General features: G+C 63.0%; 16 protein-coding genes and 1 riboswitch. Of the genes, 6 read left to right on the forward strand and 10 right to left on the reverse strand.

Features of this window, described 5'->3' with window-relative positions; genetic code table 11:
- Positions 1 to 40: 40 nt before the first annotated feature.
- The 4 genes from ACT54B_RS00110 to ACT54B_RS00125 all read right to left on the reverse strand — a co-directional run bounded on the left by ACT54B_RS00110 (position 41) and on the right by ACT54B_RS00125 (position 5,620).
- Positions 41 to 1,900 carry a methyl-accepting chemotaxis protein gene (locus ACT54B_RS00110; protein ID WP_476041871.1) on the reverse strand — a complete coding sequence of 620 codons (1,860 nt, stop codon included), beginning with the start codon at positions 1,898 to 1,900 and terminating at the stop codon, positions 41 to 43.
- 212 nt (positions 1,901 to 2,112) lie between these two features.
- Positions 2,113 to 2,850 carry a phosphatase PAP2 family protein gene (locus tag ACT54B_RS00115; protein WP_476041873.1) on the reverse strand — a complete coding sequence of 246 codons (738 nt, stop codon included), beginning with the start codon at positions 2,848 to 2,850 and terminating at the stop codon, positions 2,113 to 2,115.
- A 119-nt stretch (positions 2,851 to 2,969) separates the two neighbouring features.
- A complete protein-coding gene (gene bluB / locus ACT54B_RS00120; RefSeq protein WP_476041875.1) occupies positions 2,970 to 3,656 on the reverse strand; it encodes a 5,6-dimethylbenzimidazole synthase in 687 nt (228 codons plus the stop codon).
- 46 nt (positions 3,657 to 3,702) lie between these two features.
- A riboswitch (cobalamin riboswitch) is annotated at positions 3,703 to 3,907 on the reverse strand.
- A gap of 33 nt (positions 3,908 to 3,940) precedes the next feature.
- Complete coding sequence (locus ACT54B_RS00125) at positions 3,941 to 5,620, reverse strand: NAD+ synthase (RefSeq protein WP_476041877.1); 1,680 nt, start codon at positions 5,618 to 5,620, stop codon at positions 3,941 to 3,943.
- A gap of 230 nt (positions 5,621 to 5,850) precedes the next feature.
- On the opposite strand from ACT54B_RS00125, the gene ACT54B_RS00130 reads away from it, so the two are divergent.
- A complete protein-coding gene (locus tag ACT54B_RS00130) occupies positions 5,851 to 7,731 on the forward strand; it encodes an LTA synthase family protein (RefSeq protein WP_476043426.1) in 1,881 nt (626 codons plus the stop codon).
- Between the two features lie 161 nt (positions 7,732 to 7,892).
- Positions 7,893 to 8,813 carry a hypothetical protein gene (locus ACT54B_RS00135; RefSeq protein WP_476041879.1) on the forward strand — a complete coding sequence of 307 codons (921 nt, stop codon included), beginning with the start codon at positions 7,893 to 7,895 and terminating at the stop codon, positions 8,811 to 8,813.
- Positions 8,814 to 8,819: 6 nt separating this feature from the next.
- Here the strand turns inward: ACT54B_RS00135 and ACT54B_RS00140 are convergent, their stop codons facing one another.
- Positions 8,820 to 9,242, reverse strand: coding sequence for a GFA family protein (locus tag ACT54B_RS00140; protein WP_476041881.1), 423 nt, complete (start codon positions 9,240 to 9,242; stop codon positions 8,820 to 8,822).
- Positions 9,243 to 9,476: 234 nt separating this feature from the next.
- Here ACT54B_RS00140 and ACT54B_RS00145 point away from each other — a divergent pair, with 234 nt between their 5' ends.
- Positions 9,477 to 9,968 (forward strand): hypothetical protein, encoded by a 492-nt coding sequence (locus ACT54B_RS00145; protein WP_476041883.1) that lies wholly within the window; start codon positions 9,477 to 9,479, stop codon positions 9,966 to 9,968.
- A 91-nt stretch (positions 9,969 to 10,059) separates the two neighbouring features.
- Here ACT54B_RS00145 and ACT54B_RS00150 read toward each other — a convergent pair whose 3' ends face one another.
- The 4 genes from ACT54B_RS00150 to rpiA form a co-directional block, all read right to left on the reverse strand.
- Positions 10,060 to 11,433, reverse strand: coding sequence for a class II 3-deoxy-7-phosphoheptulonate synthase (locus ACT54B_RS00150; RefSeq protein WP_476041885.1), 1,374 nt, complete (start codon positions 11,431 to 11,433; stop codon positions 10,060 to 10,062).
- Positions 11,434 to 11,611: 178 nt separating this feature from the next.
- Positions 11,612 to 13,003, reverse strand: coding sequence for a glutathione-disulfide reductase (gene gor / locus ACT54B_RS00155; protein WP_476043428.1), 1,392 nt, complete (start codon positions 13,001 to 13,003; stop codon positions 11,612 to 11,614).
- Positions 13,004 to 13,180: 177 nt separating this feature from the next.
- Positions 13,181 to 13,717, reverse strand: coding sequence for a DUF2059 domain-containing protein (locus ACT54B_RS00160; RefSeq protein ID WP_476041888.1), 537 nt, complete (start codon positions 13,715 to 13,717; stop codon positions 13,181 to 13,183).
- Positions 13,718 to 13,743: 26 nt separating this feature from the next.
- On the reverse strand, positions 13,744 to 14,439 hold the full coding sequence (gene rpiA / locus ACT54B_RS00165) for a ribose-5-phosphate isomerase RpiA (RefSeq protein ID WP_476041890.1): 696 nt from the start codon (positions 14,437 to 14,439) through the stop codon (positions 13,744 to 13,746).
- Positions 14,440 to 14,593: 154 nt separating this feature from the next.
- Between rpiA and ACT54B_RS00170 the strand changes: the two genes are divergently transcribed.
- The gene (locus ACT54B_RS00170) at positions 14,594 to 15,268 is read left to right on the forward strand and encodes an HAD family hydrolase (RefSeq protein ID WP_476041892.1); all 675 of its coding nucleotides are present in this window, start codon (positions 14,594 to 14,596) and stop codon (positions 15,266 to 15,268) included.
- 63 nt (positions 15,269 to 15,331) lie between these two features.
- Here ACT54B_RS00170 and ACT54B_RS00175 read toward each other — a convergent pair whose 3' ends face one another.
- Positions 15,332 to 17,251, reverse strand: a complete 1,920-nt coding sequence (locus ACT54B_RS00175; RefSeq protein WP_476041894.1) for a L,D-transpeptidase family protein — start codon at positions 17,249 to 17,251, stop codon at positions 15,332 to 15,334.
- Positions 17,252 to 17,639: 388 nt separating this feature from the next.
- Between ACT54B_RS00175 and fumC the strand changes: the two genes are divergently transcribed.
- Together fumC and ACT54B_RS00185 are read left to right on the forward strand one after the other, a co-directional pair.
- Positions 17,640 to 19,031, forward strand: coding sequence for a class II fumarate hydratase (gene fumC / locus ACT54B_RS00180; protein ID WP_476041896.1), 1,392 nt, complete (start codon positions 17,640 to 17,642; stop codon positions 19,029 to 19,031).
- Positions 19,032 to 19,187: 156 nt separating this feature from the next.
- Positions 19,188 to 20,795: a fumarate hydratase gene (locus ACT54B_RS00185; RefSeq protein ID WP_476041898.1), complete on the forward strand. Its 1,608-nt coding sequence runs from the start codon at positions 19,188 to 19,190 to the stop codon at positions 20,793 to 20,795.
- Positions 20,796 to 20,848 lie beyond the last annotated feature (53 nt).

Here is a 20,848-nt window from a genome sequence, read left to right on the forward strand (position 1 = left end):
GCCCTCGATGGGGCGGCTTCCCGTATGTCTGCAGCCTGGATCAGGCGACCCGGCGCAATGGCCGGTCATCCACCTGAAACTGGTTGACCTGGGTATAGAGCGTGCCTGCCCCTTCGGCCAGACGCTGGACGGTGGTGTTCGATTCCACGACCATGCCGGCATTGTGCTGGGTAAACTCGTCCATCTGGCTCATCGCCGCATTGATCTCGTGGAGACCCGTGGCCTGCTCCCGGGCGGATTTGATGATCGCGCTGATATCAGCGTGGATATTGGTCACCTGTTCCTGGATCATTTTCAGGATGTCGCCCGTCTCGTTGACGAGGTTGACGCCCGAGTCGACCGCCTCTTCGGAGCGGGAGATCAGCGATTTGATCTCCTTTGCCGCATTGGCGGAGCGCTGGGCAAGCTCGCGCACCTCCTGGGCGACCACGGCAAACCCCTTGCCGGCCTCGCCTGCCCGCGCCGCCTCGACGCCAGCATTGAGCGCCAGAAGATTGGTCTGGAAAGCGATCTCGTCGATCACCCCGATGATCTGGCTGATCTGGCGGGCGCTTTCCTCGATCCGCCCCATGGCGGCGATGGCCTTCTGCACGACCGCATCGGATTCATGCGCCTGGCGGTTCGCCACCTCGACCTTCTGGCCGGCATCTTCCGCACGCCCGGCCGTATCCCGGACATTGATGGTGATCTGGTTCAGCGCGGCGGCGGTCTCCTCCAGCGCGGCAGCCTGTTGTTCGGTCCGGCTGGCGAGCTGGCTCGCGGAGCTGCTGATGACGCTGCTGTCGCTTTGCAGGTCATGGGCCACGGCGATGATGCCATGCATGGCCAGCTGCAGCCGCTCGGCCGACTGGTTGAAGAAGGAGCGCAGGCGGTCATAATCGCCGGCGAAAGGCTCCTGAATGCGGATGGCGAGCTGGCCGGCCGCAAGCTTGCCCAGCGCATCCCCCAGACGATCGACGACCGTCTTGGTTCGCGCGAAATCCTCGGCCCGTTCCGCCTCTGCCGCCATGCGGGTGGCGCGGGCCGCATCGCGCAGGTCCGCCTCTTCCCGCTCGGCGCGCTGCTTGGCCACGAGATTGTCGCGGAACCGCTGGAAGGCGCGGGCGAGATCGCCGATCTCGTCCTTCCGGTCTGCCCCGCCGAGCTCCACCGCCGTGTTGCCCTCGGCAAGGCGATTCATCGCATCGGTGGCGCGCACCAGCGGCTGCATCAGCCGCCGGGAGACGAAGATGCTCAGCGCCAGGCCACAAGCCGCGAGCACCGCAGCCATGGCAATCATCGCCTGCACCAGCGCCGTCGCCTCGGCTTCCAGTGCGGCCTTGCTCTCCGCCGCCTGCTGCTCGAGCCGGTCCACATAGCTCTTGACGATGCTGCCGGTCGCGTCGATTTCTTCCTGGAGCGCATCCGCCACCTTGTCGAATGCCGGCATCTGCTTGTTTCCGGCTTCCGGTCCGCCAGCCACATAGGTCTTGGCCATCTCGATGCCAGTCGCGTGGAAGCCCGCGTAACGTTCCGAAAGCGCGTCCAGCGTCGTGACGAGATCGGAAAGGCCAGCCGTTTCGGCAAGCGCCTTCAGGCGGGCGACCTTTTCCGACAGGCTCTTGGCCGATTGCGCGGCAAGATCGAGACCGTCATCCAACCCGTCCTTGCCCTGCGTTGCAGACATATCGGTCAGCGATTCCTGGGTGCTGACGATATCCAGCTCGATCCGCAGCTTCAGCTCGGTGATCTCCCGGGCCAGGTCCTGCGCTTGTTCCTGCGCCAGAGCGATGTCCATGCTGCGCTGCAATTGCCGCGCTGACAATGTGTCCGAAATGGCAAGCACACCGGTGCTGAGGCAGATAAGGCTGATGATGGCAGCAGGCACGAGCCTGCCCAATCGAAAACGATCGAAGATCATTCGAGGAACCTTGAATTCGGAAGATGAAGGGGGGGCGGTGCCTCTCAGGGCGCTCGGCAAACATCATGTTCCGGCAAGATTGCCGTCCGGTTGGCAACAACTATTTGCCGATAAATTTTAATAGTGCCTTAAGCCTAACGGCCATTTAAATCGTTTTGTTGACCAAAGACATTTATTTTAGCGGCATCTTCTATTATAAATTGCTATTTTCATTATGCGCCACTATTGATTGTGTTTCGATGCGGGAAGCTCAGAACCTGCAGCCGCCACAGCAGGCTGGTGAGGGTGAGGACGACGCCCCAGGCGATGACGACATCGGAGAGAAAATGCGCTCCGAAGGCCACGCGGCTGAGCGAGACGGTGACCGCGAAGGGCGCAATCGCCGCATAGGCCATGGGCCGGCGACCAGCCGGCAGCAGCAGCGGCAGGGACAGAAGGGCCGCCGCCGAAGCGCTCTCCCCCGAAATGAACGAGCAGTTGTCCAGACAGGCGCGGGAGAGATCCCAGGGAAGCGAAAAGGCAGAATCGCCCCCGAAACCCAGCGTCTCGCGCGGCCGTGCCCGGCCGAAGCCGTCCTTGATCACCCGCGTCAGAAGCCCTGGCCCCAGCCCCATGACACAGAGAAGAAACAGACAATGGCCCGGTGGGGGCATGAGAGCGGCCAGACGAGACCGTCGGCCGACCGACCGGACCAGCAGCGCGGCAAACGCACAGAGCACGCAGACGTGCGGCAAGACGAGGTTGATGTTGCGCAGCAGCGTCAAGAGCGGATCGGCAGCCAGGAAAAATCCGGTCCTCTCCGCATAAAACAGCGCGCTGACAGCCAGATCCACCTCTGGAAACAGCCGAAAGAACAGACTGGCCAACACCGTGGCCGCGAAAAAGCCGGCGGCAGGCCATGCCGCCACGGCACGCCCTTCGCCGGGCAGTGCAGGAACACTGACCGTCATCCCCTGATCCCGTAAATGGAGACGCCCCCAATGCGCCTTCACAGGGGAGGATAACGAACGGCCATGACGGTTTGGCTACGGTCCTGTGACAGCTCTGTCCGGCGCGCGCCGAGGGGAGACTATCCGCCCCAGGTTTCCTCAAAGACCAGATCCTCCAGCGGCAACCGCTGCCGCCAGCCTTTCACCGCCAGTTCCGGCTCGCTGTAGAGCTGGTCCACATAGCCCGCGCAAAGCCAGGCGACGATTTCCACATGGTCGGGGATGGAAAAGATCTCCCGCACGTCGCGGTCGTGAAAAATGCTCACCCAGCCGATGCCAACCCCTTCCGCCCGGGCCGCGAGCCAGAGATTCTGCACCGCGCAGACGGTGGAATAGACATCCATGCGCGGATTGTGGGTCCGGCCCAGCACCACCTGGCCGCCCCGCGTGGGATCGCAGGTCACACAGATGCTGAGCGGCGCCTTGAGGATGCCTTCGAGCTTCAGCGCGCGATACTGGTCGCGGCGTTCGCCGGTAAACATCAGCGCCGCCTCCTCGTTCGCCCGGCAGAAGGCCTCGTGCACCCGGCGGCGCTTTTCCTCGGAACGGACGAGCAGGAAATTCCAGGGCTGCATGAAGCCCACGCTCGGTGCGGCATGCGCCGCCTTCAACAGGCGTTCCACCACATCGTCAGGCAGAGGGTCGGGCAAAAACTGGTCGCGCACGTCCCGCCGCGTTTCGATGGCGCGATAAAGGGCGGCTTTTTCATCCGGTGTGAACGGTTCGGCATGCACCAGCGCATCGCGGTGCGATTTCGTCGCAAGCATCGTTCGATCCCCAACAATGCAGACACCGCTGCCGCCGTCCGCGCGGCATCGGCTATGGCATCAGGCCGGTCTTCTGACTGGGCATCATCCGCCCGCTGCACGCCTTCCCGGTTTCCCAGTGGCGCGGCCTTCCGGTCAGGAAAGCCGTCTGCAACGACGTCCGCCTTACAGCGTTGGGCACGTTCCGGTTTTTCACCGGATTCCCGATTATCCGCCGGAAACCCGGCGGCACCTGAATATCCTGCTTATGACAAGGCGCCGGCCCTTTGGCAAGGCGCCCCCGCCTACCGGTCGCGGAACCGGTTGGTGATCGGATAGCGCCGGTCGCGTCCGAAATTCTTGCGGGTGATCTTCACGCCCGGCGCCGACTGCCGGCGCTTGTATTCGGCGATATAGAGCAGATGCTCGATCCGGTGCACCGTCGCCACGTCGTGACCGCGCGCCACGATATCCTCCACCGACATTTCCGCCTCGACGAGACATTCGAGAATATCGTCGAGGACCGGATAGGGCGGCAGCGAATCCTGGTCGGTCTGGTTCGGCCGAAGCTCTGCCGAAGGTGCCTTGTCCAGAATGTTTTTCGGGATCACCTCGCCCCCCGGCCCGAGCGCGCCCGGCGGCACATGGCTGTTGCGCCAGGCAGAAAGCGCATAGACCTGCATCTTGTACAGGTCCTTGATCGGGTTGAAGCCACCGTTCATGTCGCCATAGAGCGTGCAATAGCCCACCGACATTTCCGACTTGTTCCCGGTCGTGACGACCATCGAACCGAACTTGTTGGAAATGGCCATCAGAATGGTGCCGCGCGCCCGGCTCTGGAGGTTTTCCTCCGTAATGCCCTCTTCCGTCCCCTCGAAAACCTCCGACAGCGCGGAGAGAAACCCGGCGACCGGCTCCTCGATCGGCACCACCTCGTAACGGCAGCCCAGCGCCTTGGCACAGGCCTCCGCGTCCGTCAGCGAATCGGAGGAGGTGTAGCGATAGGGCAGCATCACGCAGCGCACCCGCTCCTCGCCCAGCGCATCCACCGCAATGGCCGCGCAGATCGCGCTGTCGATGCCGCCGGAGAGGCCAAGCACCACATTGCGGAAGCCGTTCTTGTTCACGTAATCCCGGAAGCCGATCATGCAGGCCCGATAATCGGCCTCTTGCGTATCGGGCAGATTGGCCCGGCCGCCGTCGCGGCAGACCCAGCTTTCGCCCTCCCGCTTCCAGGTGGAAACGGACAGGGTCTCCTCGAACTGGCTCATCTGGAAAGCCATGGACTTGTCGACGTTGAAGGCAAAGCTCGCGCCGTCGAAGACCAGTTCGTCCTGTCCGCCGAGCTGGTTCGCATAGATCATCGGCAGGCCGAGTTCGATCACATGCTTCAGCACGATCTGGTGGCGGATATCCATCTTGTTGCGATAATAGGGCGAGCCGTTCGGCACCAGCAGGAGCTCCGCGCCGCTTTCCGCCAGCGTCTCGCAGACGCCGAGTTCACCCCAGATATCCTCGCAGACCGGGATGCCGAGACGCACGCCCCGGAAATTCACCGGCCCCGGCATCGCGCCGGCGCGGAACACGCGCTTTTCGTCGAACTCGCCGTAATTGGGCAGATCCACCTTGTCACGGATGGCGAGGACCCGGCCGCCGTCCAGCACCGCGACGGAATTGTAGCGGCCCGCCTCGTCCTGGCGGGGAAAGCCGATGATGACCCCCGGCCCGCCATCGGCGGTTTCCGCGGCAAAGGCGTCGATCGCCTCCCGGCAGGCGCGGATGAAGGCAGGCTTCAGAACCAGGTCTTCCGGCGGATAGCCCGCCACGAACAGTTCGGTGAGCAGCAGGAGATGGGCTCCCTGCCGTGCCGCATCGGCGCGGGCTTCCCGCGCCTTCGCCATATTGCCCTTGATGTCACCGACCGTCGGGTTGAACTGGCCGACGGCGATGCGGATTGTATCGGTAATGTCAGGTGCCTGGGTCATGAGGAGTGATGTAGCGCGCCCTGCCCGCGCCTGCAATCCGCCGCATCCGCTTTTGGCCCGCACTATCGCCGGAGCGCCACAGGACCGGATAATTCCGGGGACAGATTTACCAAGGCGGACGGTTCATCTGTCATTCATGACGGATGTGTGACAGTGAAATGAACCTTTCCTGACAGGTGCCGGAGACTCCGCAATTGTATAACGACACCAAGGCCGCCCCGCTGAAGTCCTTGCCGTGGCTGCATGCAGCCGACGCGGATTATTCGCGCCTGTATGCCCGCGTCCTGCGTGGCCTGTCCTACCTGTTGCTGTCCTTCCTGATCGTGCTGACGATCGAGCTGGTCTCCCGCTCGAATTATGCTGATCTGATGGACTTCTTCACCTCCACCTCGCGCCCCGGCTGGACCACGGTCGGTGTGGTGCTGTTGGTGCTGCTGGCCATCGACGCGCTGCTCGGGCGCTGGTTCCTGTCGATCCTCATCGCCGCGCCGATCCTCATCCTTCCGGCCTTCATTTCGGGCCAGAAGCGGCTCTATCTCTCCGATCCGCTCTACCCGACGGACCTCGCCTTCGGCCGCCAGATTCTCGAACTCATGCCGGCCATGGTCAAGGATCGGCCCGTGGCCGCGACGCTGGTGGCAGCGGGCCTCGTGCTCGGCATCATCGGCGCCGTGTTCGGCTTCCGCTATGCCTGGCGCACGTTCCCCCGGATGACCGGCAAGCGCCGCATCGCGCAGATCGCGATTGCCGCACCGCTGCTGATGTCCTTCGCCTCGCTGATGGATTACTCCACCTTCTCCTATCTCCGCGACCGTCTTCAGGTCATTCCGATGATGTGGGACCAGAAGGAAAACTATCGCCACAACGGCTTCCTGATGGCGTTTGCCTTCAACCTGCCCATGGCCAACGTGAAAGCGCCGGCCGGCTATTCGCATGACTCCATCACCGCCATCGAGCCGCCGGTCACGGCGGTGACGGCCGGCAAGCAGGAACGGCCCGACGTCATCATGCTGATGAGCGAGAGCCTGTGGGATGCCACGCGCCTCTCCAACGTCAAGCTCAATCCGGACCCCATGCCCTTCATGCGCAGCAATCTGGCGGGCCATGTCTTCTCGCCGGAATTCGGCGGCATGACGCCGAATGTGGAGTTCGAGGCGCTGACCGGCTTCTCCAACGCCTTCCTGCCCTATGGCAGCATTCCCTATCAGCAGTATATCCGCCGCAAGGTGCCGACGCTCGCCACCTTCTTCCGCAGCCAGGGCTATGCCGCCCGCGCCATCCATCCCTATCAGGGCTGGTTCTGGAACCGCAGCGAAGTCTACAAGGAATTCGGCTTCGAGGAGTTCAAGTCGGAGGAAAACCTGCCGCCCATGACCAAACGGGGCATCTTCGCCTCCGACGACAGCCTCTTCCGGGAAATCATGGAAGAAGGCGATGCCATGGACAAGCCGTTCTTCTTCTTCTCGGTCACCCTGCAGGGACATGGCCCCTACGAGCCGCATCGCTATGCGAAGAACTCCATTGCCGTCGAGGGCAACCTCCCCGCGGGCGACAAGGAGGCTCTCTCCACCTATGTGCAGGGCGTGAAGGAATCCGACGATGCCCTGAAGATGCTGATGGACTGGGCGAAGAAGCGCAAGCGCGAGACCATCGTGGTTCTCTGGGGCGATCACCTGCCGCCGCTCGGCCCGGTCTACACCTCCAGCGGCTACATGCCGGAACAGGTCGCGACCCGCAAGGGCGACGTGGACACGATGAAGCGCGAGCATGAGACGCCGCTGATCGTCTGGTCCAACCGCACCGGCCCGAAGACCGATATCGGCACCGTCAGCCCCGCCTTCATCCCCTATCACCTGATGAAGATGGCCGGCTACGAGCACCCCTATTACACCGGCTTCCTCGGCAAGGTGCATGACAAGTACGATATCGTGGACCGCTATCAGCTGGTCAGCAAGACCAACGAACCCACGCCCGACTGGTCGCGTGGCGGAGAACTCGACCCGCTCATCCGGGATTATCGCTACCTCCAGCACGACATGATGTTTGGGAAGCAGTATGGCATCAGCCGCTTTTTCCCGGGACAACTGGCGGTCTCCGGCCCCTCCACCTGAAATGAAACCTTGGCTGGCAAACCGGCCAGGGCTTTTCGCACCAGCCCGGCAAAGGGCTGGCGGTTTTTGGGTAGACCGCCTGCCTAAGGGTCAATCCGCATTGACGAAGGCTTGCAGAACCGTCAGGATTATCCTGCAATCTCAAATCTTTGCGCAGGACCATGGTCGATAATCTGGCACGGAACAGCAACCCCAATGCGGGTTCCCCGACACCCCTCGATGCCGACGATCTGTCCCGGCACCCGCGTTACCGCGCGGCGGAAGCCATGATTGCGAGCCGCCTGATCGGCCTGCAGGAGAAGAGCCCGCGCCTCACCCGGCTGAAATCCAACCATCGCAAATGGCTGATCACCCATTCGCTCTTCGCCCTGTCCTCGCAGCGAAACCCCGACGATCCGCTCTCCGGGCTTACCGCAACGCGGCTGATCGAGACGGTGATGCGGATCGGCGCGGCAAGCCGGAACACGGCCAGCGCCTTCCTGCAGGAGCTGCTCACCTACAAGTTTCTCCGGGAAGTGCCGGCCGTGCCGGACCGGCGCGTGCGCGTGCTGGAAACCACCGACATCAGCAATTTCGGCATGCAGACCTGGTTCATGGCCCATATGGCGGCGCTGGACATGATCGACGGCGGCAGCCGCGAGCGGATCGCCGGCGACCATCCGACGCTCTACCGTGTGGCGCATATCCATTCGACGCGGAGCCTGGTGGATGATCCCGCCTGGCGCAACCCGCCGGAATGCGTGGCAAGCTTTGCCTGGTCGGATGCGGGCGGCATGATCCTCCACCACGTCGTCACCCGGCTGAAGGACGTTTCGCCGATGGAAGGACGCTTCCTGCTGGGGCCGCTGGCCCTGTCCGACCTTGCGGAAAAATACGCGATCTCCGTCAGCAATGTGAAGCGCATGTTTTCCAAGGCGGAAAAGGAAGCCAGCATCGGCTGGACGCTGGCGCGCCGGCGCGGCGATTTCTGGATGTCGGAAGCCTTTGTCCGGGATTACATGCGCTGGGAGGCGGTGAAGCTGGCGGCGCTGGATGCCGCCTTCCTCGCCGCCTGTGCCGAACTGGATATCCCGCCCCGCTGAACCGGGTCAGCCCCCGTTATCCACGACCAGCCCGGGGCTGCCCGCCGCATATTGCGGCAATCCGTCGGTGATCTCGTAATAGTCGCCCTTGTCAGCGCAGAAGATGTGGCTGGTCAGCGTCAGTCCGGTTGGCTGGTCGAAGCCGCCCGCGCAGATGGACGTGTGCGCCTCGCTGTTGGCCTTCCAGAACATCACCGAGCCGCAATGGCCGCAAAAGCCGCGCCGCGCGAAATTGCTCGCATGATACCAGCGCAGATTTTCCTCCCCCTCCAGGGTCAGGTCCTCATCCGCCACATTGGTGGACGCCAGGAAATGTCCGGTCTGCTTGCGGCACTGGCTGCAATGGCAGGCGATCACCTCCCTGAGCGGGCCCCGCGCCCGAAAGCGCACGCCGCCACACAAACATCCACCCGTATGCTCTTCCGCCATTGCATTTCCTCTCCCTTTAACGAGCGATGACGCTAAACACCGCACAAAGACCGGTCAATTTGGATTTTCTTCAACAATTATGCCTTTTTCTGATGCGAGCTTCATGCTATGCGCCGCATCAAATCGGCGAAGCAACACTGGAAGCGCAACCGCCGGTCAATACCAGTCACAAATGTTCTGATTTGCCCGGGCATGGTTACGCGCTGGGTCGATGATTGCATGCAAGGAATTCTCATGCCATTCCCGTTGATCGGTATCGCCTTCACGGCCGCCCTTCTTTATTCGAGCTGGAAGCTGGTCGATGGTGCCGCCCGCGGCGAGAGGTGGATCACGCTGAAGCGCCGCTCCCGGCGCAGCCCCGAGCAGATCTGGCGCGATATCGAACAGGCCTGGATCGACAATGCGCTGACCTTCGAGCCGGTTCGGATCCTGCCCGAAAGCACCGACACGCAGAAATCCTTCAGCCTTGTTTTCGAGGACCGCGACTTCCGCACCACGCTGCAGCGCCTGCCGCCATCCGAGCCGCGCAGCATTACCCTCACCTGCATCAACGCCAATGGCCAGTCCTATCCGCTTGGCCGGGACCACCGCAAGATCTGGCGGGTGGAGCCGAACGGCGCCGGCTCGATGATCCACGTCGCGGTCAAGTTTCGCGCACCGCCCCAGGCGATCATGCAAGCCATCTTCACCTTCGGCCGCCAGATAAGGCTGCTTGCGGGGCGCTAAGGGCGAGCAGGCAGGGAATAGGGCCCCGAGGCGGGATCATGAAAAAGGGCGCCCCGGAGGCGCCCTTTTTGACATCGGATGTTCAACCCGTTCAGCCGTTGGCGGCCAGGCGCTTCTCGTCGCGGCCGCCCTTCATGCGCTCGGCGAGCAGGAAGGCCAGTTCCAGCGCCTGGTCGGCGTTGAGGCGCGGGTCGCAATGGGTGTGGTAGCGATCCTGCAGGTCTTCGGCCGAAACCGCGCGGGCGCCGCCCGTGCATTCGGTCACGTCCTTGCCGGTCATTTCCACGTGGATACCACCCGGATGCGTGCCTTCCGACCGGTGAATCTGGAAGAAGCTTTCCACTTCCGACAGAACGCGCTCGAAGGGGCGGGTCTTGTAGTTGTTGAGCGTGATCGTGTTGCCATGCATGGGATCGCAGGACCAGACGACCTTGCGGCCTTCGCGCTCGACGGCGCGGATGAGGCGCGGCAGGTGCTCGGCGACCTTGTCATGGCCGAAGCGGCAGATCAGCGTCAGACGGCCCGGTTCGTTGGCCGGGTTGAGGATGTCGATCAGCTCCAGCAGACCATCGGCGGAGAGCGACGGGCCGCACTTCAGGCCAATCGGGTTCTTGATGCCACGGCAGTATTCCACATGGGCATGGTCGGGCTGACGCGTGCGGTCGCCGATCCAGATCATGTGGCCGGAGGTGGCATACCAGTCGCCCGAGGTGGAATCGACGCGGGTCAGCGCCTCTTCATAGCCGAGCAGCAGAGCCTCATGGCTGGTGAAGAAATCCGTCTCGCGCAGCGCCGGCTGGTTTTCCGACGTGATGCCGATGGCGCGCATGAAATCCATGGTTTCGCTGATGCGGCCGGCAAGCGCCTTGTAGCGCTCGGCCTGCGGGCTGTCCTTGACGAAGCCCAGCATCCACTGGTGCACGTTTTCCAGGTTGGCATAGCCACCCATGGCGAAGGCGCGCAGCAGGTTCAGCGTCGCGGCGGACTGGCGGTAAGCCATGACCTGACGCTCGGGCGCCGGCACGCGGGCCTCTTCGGTGAATTCGATGCCGTTGATGATGTCGCCGCGATAGCTCGGCAGCGAGACGCCGTTGATCGTCTCGGTGTTCGACGAACGGGGCTTGGCGAACTGGCCGGCGATGCGGCCGACCTTGACCACGGGCAGCTGGGCGCCGTAGGTCAGCACCACGGCCATCTGCAGGAAGGCGCGGAAGAAGTCGCGGATATTGTCGGCGCCATGCTCGGCGAAGCTCTCGGCGCAATCGCCACCCTGCAGCAGGAAGGCGTTGCCTTCGGCCACATTGGCGAGCGACTTGGTCAGCCGGCGGGCCTCCCCGGCGAAGACCAGCGGCGGAAACTTGGAAAGGCGCTCCTCGGTGGCGGCAAGTGCTGCCGCATCCGGATAATCCGGCACCTGCTGGATGGGTTTGTTCCGCCAGCTGTTCGGGGTCCAATTCTGTGCCATGGTCTCACCTGTTTCGATATGGCCACCCCTTGCCCGAAGGGTTTCGGAAGCGGCCTACGCGTCAAATTGATCGCGCGCTTATAGACATTTAAGAAAGTCTTGCAAAGCCATGGAGAGCCGCAGAATGGCGGCTTTTCCGATTTTTTGAAGACAGTGTGTTTCGATGCCCGGCAGACGATCAGCCGATGCGCTCGCCCTTCACCACCCGGTAGCTCGGGCTGTACATGGTCACCAGTTCTTCCGCCGCTGTCGGATGCACGGCCATCGTGCGGTCGAAATCGTCCTTGGTGCAGCCGGCCTTGAGCGTGATGCCGAGAAGCTGCGCCATTTCACCGGCCTCGTGGCCGAGAATATGGGCGCCCACCACCTTGCGGCTTTCCGCATCGACGATCAGCTTCATGATCGTCTTTTCCTGCCGGCCGGACAGCGTCGCCTTCATCGGGCGGAACTGGGCGCGATAGACCTCCAGCGACTCGTATCGCTTTGCTGCCGCCTCTTCCGAAAGCCCGACAGTGCCGATTTCCGGCTGCGAGAACACCGCGGTCGCGATCAGATCCAGATCCGGCGTCGTCGGCTTGCCGCGATATTCCGTGTCGATGAAGCACATGGCTTCGTGAATGGCGACGGGCGTCAGCTGTACCCGGTCGGTGACATCGCCGAGCGCGAAGATGCCGGGCACGTTGGTGCGGGAATAGTCATCGACGATGATCGCGCCCTTCTCGTCGGTGGCCACACCGGCGGCCTCCAGCCCGAGCCCCCTCGTGTTTGGATCGCGCCCGAGCGCCAGCATGACGGCCCCGACCGTCAGGTCGCCGTGGTTCTTGGTCCTGACGAGCCGCTCCCCGCTTTCGGTGAGCGAGACCTCCTGAATGAGGTCCTCGCAAAGAATGCGGATGCCCTTTGCCTCCATCGCCTCATGCAGCCCGCGCCGCATGTCGTGGTCGAAGCGGGAGAGGATTTCCTTGCCGCGATAGATCAGCGTCGTCTCGACGCCGAGGCCGTGGAAGATATTGGCGAATTCCACGGCAATATAGCCACCGCCGGCAATCAGGATCGAACGCGGCAGTTCTTCCAGATGGAAGGCTTCGTTGGACGTGATGCAGTGTTCGTGGCCGGGCAGCGCCGGATGATGGTTGGCCGATCCGCCGACCGCAATCACGATCCGCTCCGCAGTCACCACCGTGCCTGTTGCGACGATGCGCACCGAATGGGGGCCGGCAAGCTCCGCCCGGCTTTCGATGATGTCCGCGCCGGCATTGTCGAGCCCCTTGCGATAGAGACCTTCCAGACGGGTGATTTCCTTGTCCTTGGCGGCGACCAGCGCCTTCCAGTCGAAACGGCTTTCGCCGACCGTCCAGCCGAAGCCGGCCGCATCTTCGAAATGCTCGGGGAACTGGGAGGCATAGACGAAGAGCTTCTTCGGCACGCAGCCGCGGATCACGCAGGTGCCGCCGAAACGGTATTCCTCGGCAATCGCCACTTTCTTGCCAAGCGAGGCCGCCACACGGGCGCTGCGCACCCCGCCGGACCCGCCGCCGATGACAAAGAGATCATAATCATACTGCGCCATCGCGGGCCTCCGGCTGTTCGGCTGGCGGGCAGCCGAGCGGCGCCGGCACCAGCGGTTCATGACTTCGTGTCCGTCGGGAATCCCTCCGGCCCGGTTCATATAGGTGGTCCGGGTACCAAAAGAAAAGCCCGGACGGCTGTCCGGGCTTTTCAGAAATATTCACAATGCCGTCAGCGCTTACTGCTGAGCCGGCTCCGTGGTTTTCTGCTTTCCGATGACTTCCTCGAGCTTCTTGTCGGTTTCGGTCGCCAGGTCGCGCGAAATGCCGGCAGCCCAGATATCGGCAGCCTTGGCCATTTCACGGGTGGCGATCGGGCCGTCGGACAGAAGCTTCTTGCCCGCAGGCGAGGTGTAGAAGGCGGTGATCGCGTTCAGTTCCTCGACGGTGAAGGTCTTGGCATAAATGGTTGCGGCTTCCTTTTCCAGGTCGCCACGGCGGCCGGCAAGCGCCAGAGCCTGTTCGTCCACCGAGGCGGTGATTTCGCCCTGATAGTTCGGCGTCGCCTGGATGAGCTGGTTCTTCAGCTGCTCGGCAAGGCCCGGCAGGATGTTGTCGAACTGGGCGGTGGCATTGATGGCGCTGATGGCAGCCCGGGCAGCCTTCAGCTGCTCTTCGGTCACCGCATCGTCAGCGCGCACCTGAGTGGAAAGCGCAATACCCGAAACCAGGATGGTCGCAGCGGCCCAGCGGCCGATACCCGCAAGAGTGATCATGAGTGTCCCATGCTCCTTTTTATTATTCAAAGTGGCTTAAGCGTGCGCGCCCCTGCCGGACCGGCAATGATGGCAAGCGATGCGATGTTGATGAACAGGCCATGCTCCACGACACCGGGAATCGCGGCCAGTTCGGCTGACAGCGCCTCTGCATCAGGAATACGGCCAAATGATGCATCGATGATGAGATGACCGCCATCGGTATGGAAGAGATCCTGTCCGCTGCTGCGCAGATTGAGCGCACCGGTGAGCCCGAGGCGCGCAGCCGCCCGCTCGATGGCAATGCGGGTCGCCGTCTGGCCGAAGGGGTTCACCTCGATGGGCAGCGGGAAGGCGCCGAGCATGTCCACCTGCTTGGTTTCGTCGGCAATGACAATCATCGTGCGGGAGGCGCAGGCAACGATCTTTTCCCGGAGCAAGGCGCCGCCGCCGCCCTTGATGAGGGTCAGCCGGGCGTCCAGCTCGTCGGCGCCGTCGATGGTGAGATCCAGTTCCGGAAGCTCGTCGAGCGAGCGCAGCGTGATACCCAGTTCCAGGCAGAGCCGCGCCGTGCGCTCGGAGGTCGGAACCCCCTCCACCTTCATGCCGCCGGCCACTTTTTCCGCCAGAAGCCGGACGAATTCGTCCGCGGTGGAACCGGTGCCGATACCAAGCTTCATGCCGTCTTCGACATGTTCAAGCGCTGCGGCCGCAGCCTTGATTTTCATTTCGCGGGCGTCCATGCGCCGTTCGCTCCAGACTGTTGACGATGACCGCTGTTTACACGGCTCGCCCGTCAAACGAAAGCTAAAAGAAGCGCAAGCGGGCGGATTGCTTTGCCGTGCGCTTTCCCTTAACCCTCGCCCGTCTCTGGACAGACCTGGAAGGGAAAACGCCTTGGCCGCACCGCTTGCCGTCTTCGATCTCGATGGCACCCTCATCGATACCGCCCCCGATCTGATCGACAGCCTGAACCACACCATCGATGCCGCAGGGCTGGCGCCGGTGACCTTCGACGACCTCACCCATCTCGTCGGCCACGGCGCCCGCGCCATGATCGAGCGCTCCTTCGCGCTGCGCGGTCATCCGCTCGATGAAAACGACTATCCCGCGATGCTGGAGCGCTTCATCGGCCACTATCAGGGCGGCATGCCCGGCAAGGGAGCGCCCTATCCGGGCGTCCTCGCCGCCATCGACCGTCTTGCGGAAGCGGGCTGGAAGGTTGCCGTCTGTACCAACAAGATGGAAGGCCTCGCCCGCCGTCTGATCGAGACCAATGGCCTGACCGACCGCTTTGCCGCGATTACCGGCGGCGACACCTTCACCGTCCGCAAGCCGGATGCCGCCCACCTTCTCGGCACGGTCGAGCGCGCCGGTGGCGATGTCTCGCGCACGGTGATGATCGGCGACAGCCTGAACGACATCCTCGTCGCGAAAAATGCCGGCGTTCCCTCGCTTGCCGTGCCCTTCGGCTATTCCGATCGCCCGGTGGCGGATCTGGAGCCGAGCCACATCATCGCCCATTACGACGAGCTGACCGCCGATCTCCTGGAACGGCTGCTGGGCCGCTGACCACGCCCGGACGGGCAGGCCTTTCCCCAACAAAAAACCCCGCCGAAGCGGGGTTTTTTCGTCTCAGGCGCCGCGCGCCTTGGAGGTGGTGGCAAACGCCTTCCGGGTATAGTCGTCGCGCTGGTAGACGTCGTCGTAGTAGCGCACGATCCCGTCCTTGTCCGGCCAGGCCGTGAAATAGGACACATAGACCGGCACCTTCTGCGGTACGGTCAGCGCCTTGTTGCCGGGCTGCGAAAGCTTCTTGCCGATATCGTCCACCGTGGTGTTCAGCACGGCCGCCGCCATCACACGCGGTTCGGCCAGACGGATGCAGCCATGGCTGAGCGCCCGCATGTCGCGCTTGAAGAAGCTCTTCGAGGGCGTGTCATGCATGTAGATCGAATGGGTGTTCGGGAACAGGATCTTCAGTTCGCCGAGCGCATTGTCGCTGCCCGGAGGCTGGCGCACGCCCACATTCTTGGTGTCGTACCAGTTCACTTCGGAGGACGAGACCTTCGATCCGGCATAGGTCACCTCGTAACCCAGGCGGTCGAGATAGGACGGATCCCGCCGGAGCTTCGGCAGCATCTCGTTGACGATGATCGACGCCGGCACGCCCCAGTAGGGATGCAGCTCGACCGTCTCGATCTCGTCGTTGAAGAAATAGGTCTGGGTGTGCGGCCCGCCGACCACCACGCGCATCGACAGCTGCTCGCGATTGTCGTTGTGGTAATAGGCCATGAAGGCGGGCTGGTTGATGAAGACGTAGCGCGCGCCGAGATCCTTCGGCAGCCAGCGCACCTGCTCCATGGCAACGACCAGCTTGTCGATCTTGGCTTCCTCGGAGACGCCCATCATGCGGCTCGCGGTCGCCTTGCCGATGATGCCGTCCGGCTTCAGCCCTGCCTCTTTCTGGTAGTCTTCCACCAGCGCGACGATCTCCGGCGAATAGTCGGGCGAGCCGGCATAGGCGGCGAAGGTGGCGGCATGCGCCGACTTCAGCGCTTCCGAACCATGCCGCTGAAGCGCGGCCATGATGTTCACCAGCTCCGGATTGGACTGGCCCGGCTTCAGCGCACCCGTGAGATTGATGACGATCGGCGCCTCGTTGCCGCTCTCCTCCGCCTTCAGCCGCGCCAGTTCCGCCTTCAACGCCTCGAACTGCGGGTTGGACGGGTTACGGCTGAGCAGATAGGAGCCCGGATTGGGCGACAGGCTGATCAGTTTCAGCGCCGCGTCGAGATCGACATCCTTGCGCTTGAAATCATGGTAGCCGGAAATCTTGTTCGGATCGATGCGCCCGCGCACCGCGTCCTGCACATAGGTGAGCACCTTGGCCGACAGCGACAGCTCGAACTGCATCAGATCGCGGTTGCGACCCTGCGTATCGGTGGCATCGAAATTGAGCGGGGGCACGGACACCGCATAATCGGCGGGGTCGAGGCCCACTTCATCCGCCTTGCCGAGAACCGAAAGCACGGAGCGGGCCCGGTCGTTCATCATGCTGCCGCTCACCCACAGCAGCGGCTTTCCCGCGCCGTAATAGGCTTCGAGCGCCTTGGCGACGGATTCCGTGGCGCGAACATTCGCCTCGGTCAGGAAACGGCGCGGATCGGAGGCCGCATCGATGCCGGCCTGGGGCGCATCGCTGGAGCTGACGGCACTCGTCACGACCGGATCGGCAAATCGGCTGGAGGCGACGAGCCGCATCGGCTCGGCCTTGTAGGTATAATAGCTCGGCGCCTTCACCCGCGGCAGGGGGTCCTTGTCTCCGGCCAGGGAATTGCCGGGGGGCGGCGGAAAGCCGTTACCCGCCCCGCGCTGGCTCACACCCGTCACGCCGGGCAAATCCTGCTGCTGCTCGATCATGGTCTGCGAGCGGGGTTTCTTGGGGAACAGGAAATCGAGCAGCGTTCCGGCATTGGCCGGACCCGCACCCAACATTTGAACCCCGGAAGAGAGTGCCAGCACCAGCGCACCGGCCATTTTCATCGACTTCATGTTTTCCATAACCCCGCAGTCATGCGACCAGGCCAGAGCCTATGCGGACCCGATTTCACCTTCCGCCGAACCTATCCGATAGGACGGTTGAAGAAAAGAAAGGGCCGCTTAGACGTGTTCATCTCAAGATCGTCCCGCAGCGCGCCTGCCCGGCACGGCTTTTGCGGGGTATCGTTTACAAACTTATGAAATAACTGGTTAATTTTTTCCTGCATTTGTCTGCAAGACTTGCGGACGGATCGAAGAAAATCGGCTTCTCACAAAAATTTGCACCGAGTGGCCGAAAAGCCACGGAATTTCGGGGCTTTTTCCCGGTCGCTCGAGCCCCCACATTAAGCCGATCCGGGCGGCCGCCGCGGCGCTGCCGAAACCGAAAGGAACGACGACGATGAGTGACCGCACCCGCACAGAAACCGATACGTTCGGCCCGATCGAAGTGCCCGCCGACCGCCTCTGGGGCGCCCAGACGGAGCGGGCGCGCGGCAACTTCCGGATCGGATCGGAAGTGCAGCCGCGCGGCCTCATCGAGGGGCTCGCCATCGTCAAGCTGGCGGCGGCACGAGCCAACCGCGCCCTCGGAAAACTCGACCCCGATCTTGCGGCCGCCATCGAACGCGCGGCGGAAGAAGTGATCCGCGGCGAACTCGCCGGTCACTTTCCCCTGCCCGTCTGGCAGACGGGATCGGGCACGCAGACCAACATGAACGTCAACGAGGTGATCGGAAATCGCGCGATCGAGATACTCGGCGGCGTGGTCGGCTCAAAAAGCCCGGTTCACCCGAACGATCACGTCAACATGAGCCAGTCCTCGAACGACAGTTTCCCGACGGCGATGCATATCGCCGCCGTGTCCGCGCTCAGCCGCAAGGTGCTGCCGGCCCTGCGCTACCTGCACAAGGCGCTGGAGGAGAAACAGAAGGCCTTTGCCGGCATCATCAAGATCGGCCGCACCCACACCCAGGATGCAACGCCGATGACGCTGGGGCAGGAATTCTCCGGCTATGCCGCCCAGCTGGCGCTCTCGATTGCCCAGATCCACCGGTCCATGGAAGGGCTTTATCAGCTCGCGCAAGGGGGAACGGCGGTCGGTACCGGACTGAACGCCCCGAAGGGCTTTGCCGAACGGGTCGCGCACGAGATCGCCACCATCACCGCCCTGCCCTTCGTTACGGCCGAAAACAAGTTCGCGGCGCTTGCCGGTCACGAGGCCCTGGCCTTTGCGCATGGCGCGCTGAATGCGGCCGCGACGGCGCTCTTCAAGATCGCCAACGATATCCGCTTCCTCGGGTCCGGCCCGCGCTCCGGCTTGGGCGAGCTTGCGCTCCCGGAGAACGAGCCCGGGTCGTCGATCATGCCCGGCAAGGTCAACCCCACCCAGGCGGAAGCGCTCACCCAGGTGGCCATCCAGGTCTTCGGCAATCACGCCGCCGTCACCTTTGCCGCCAGTCAGGGCCATTTCGAGCTGAACGTCTTCAAGCCGGTCATCGCCTATAACTTCCTGCAATCGGCCGACCTCATCGCCGATGCGGCCATTTCCTTCACCGACCACTGCATTGCAGGCCTCGAAGCCCGGGAAGACAACATCAGGGCCGCCATGGAACGCTCGCTGATGCTGGTCACGGCCCTTCAGCCGGTCATCGGTTACGACAATGCCGCCCGCATCGCCAAGGCCGCCCACAGGAACGGCACGACGCTTCGAGAGGAAGCGCTGAAGTCGGGCCTCGTATCGGCCGAGGACTTCGACCGCGTGGTGCGCCCCGAGCTGATGATCGGGGAATAGGCACGAAAGACAGACGCCGCTGCGTCAACCAGCCCAGCCATTCAGACTTCCGGCGCATTGCAATTCTGCGCCCCGCCCACTAGAGCAACGCTGACGCAATGCCCGCGTGGCATGGAGCGCATCGACGCTATTTGACGGCATAAAAGGGCCCAGGACATGGCTGACGATCTCTTTCCTCTCGGCGAAGACAAGACCCCCTACCGCAAGCTGACCTCCGATTACGTGTCGGTCGACACGTTCAAGGGTCAGGAGGTTCTCACCGTGGAGCCGGAAGGCCTGCGCCTGCTGGCCGAAGCGGCCTTTGCAGACATCAACCATCTGTTGCGGCCCGGTCACCTGAAGCAGCTCGCCGCGATCCTTGAGGATCCCGAAGCAACCGAGAACGACCGCTTCGTCGCCTATGACCTCTTGAAGAACGCCAATATCGCCGCCGGCGGCGTGCTGCCCATGTGCCAGGATACGGGCACGGCCATCATCATGGGCAAGAAGGGTCGCCGCGTCTGGACCGAGGGCGGCGATTATGACGCGCTCGCCAGAGGCGTTCTCGATGCCTACGAGAAAAAGAACCTGCGTTACTCGCAGCTTGCGCCTCTTTCCATGTTTACCGAGAAGAACACGAAGAACAACCTGCCGGCCCAGATCGACCTCTACGAGGAAGGCACGGATGCCTACAAGTTCCTGTTCGTCGCCAAGGGCGGCGGCTCGGCCAACAAGACCTTCCTTTTCCAGGGCACGCCCTCGCTGCTGACCCATGACCGGATGATCGACTTCCTCAAGGAGAAGATCCTCACGCTGGGTACGGCGGCCTGTCCGCCCTACCATCTCGCCATCGTCATCGGCGGCACCTCGGCGGAAATGAACCTGAAGACGGTGAAGCTCGCCTCCACGCGCTACCTCGACAGCCTGCCGACGGAAGGGTCCGAAAGCGGCCATGCCTTCCGCGACATCGAGATGGAGAAGGAAATCCACAGGCTCACCCAGCAGATGGGTGTGGGCGCGCAGTTCGGCGGCAAGTATTTCTGTCACGATGTCCGCGTCATCCGCCTGCCCCGCCATGGCGCCTCTCTGCCGATCGGCCTCGGCGTTTCCTGCTCGGCAGACCGTCAGGCCCTCGGCAAGATCACGAAAGACGGCATCTATCTGGAGCAGCTGGAAACCAATCCGGCCCATTACATGCCCGAGATCGACGAGAAGAAGATGTCGGAATCCGTGGTGAACATCGATCTGAACCAGCCGATGAGCGCCATTCTCGCCGAATTGTCGCGGCATCCGGTCAAGACCCGCCTGTCGCTGACGGGCACCATCATCGTCGCCCGCGACCTCGCGCATGCCAAGATCCGCGAACGGCTGGAACAGGGCGGCGGCATGCCCGACTACATGAAGAACCACCCGGTTTACTATGCCGGCCCCGCCAAGACGCCCGAAGGCTTCGCCTCCGGCTCCTTCGGCCCGACCACCGCCGGCCGCATGGACAGCTATGTGGACCAGTTCCAGTCTTTCGGCGGATCCATGGTCATGCTGGCCAAGGGCAATCGCGGCCGACAGGTTCGCGAGGCCTGCAAAACCCATGGCGGATTCTACCTTGGTTCAATAGGGGGACCCGCAGCGCGGCTCGCGCAGGACTGCATACGCAAGGTTGAAGTTCTCGAATATCCGGAACTCGGCATGGAAGCCGTGTGGAAGATTGAAGTAGAAAACTTCCCCGCCTTCATCGTTATCGATGACAAGGGCAATGATTTCTTCCAGGAACTCAATCTAGGCTGACGGAATACAAGCGAGCCGGCCGTAGAATCTGCGGCCGGCCGCCTCCGGCTCGT

It is taken from the genome of Gellertiella sp. DMC107 (assembly GCF_056313605.1).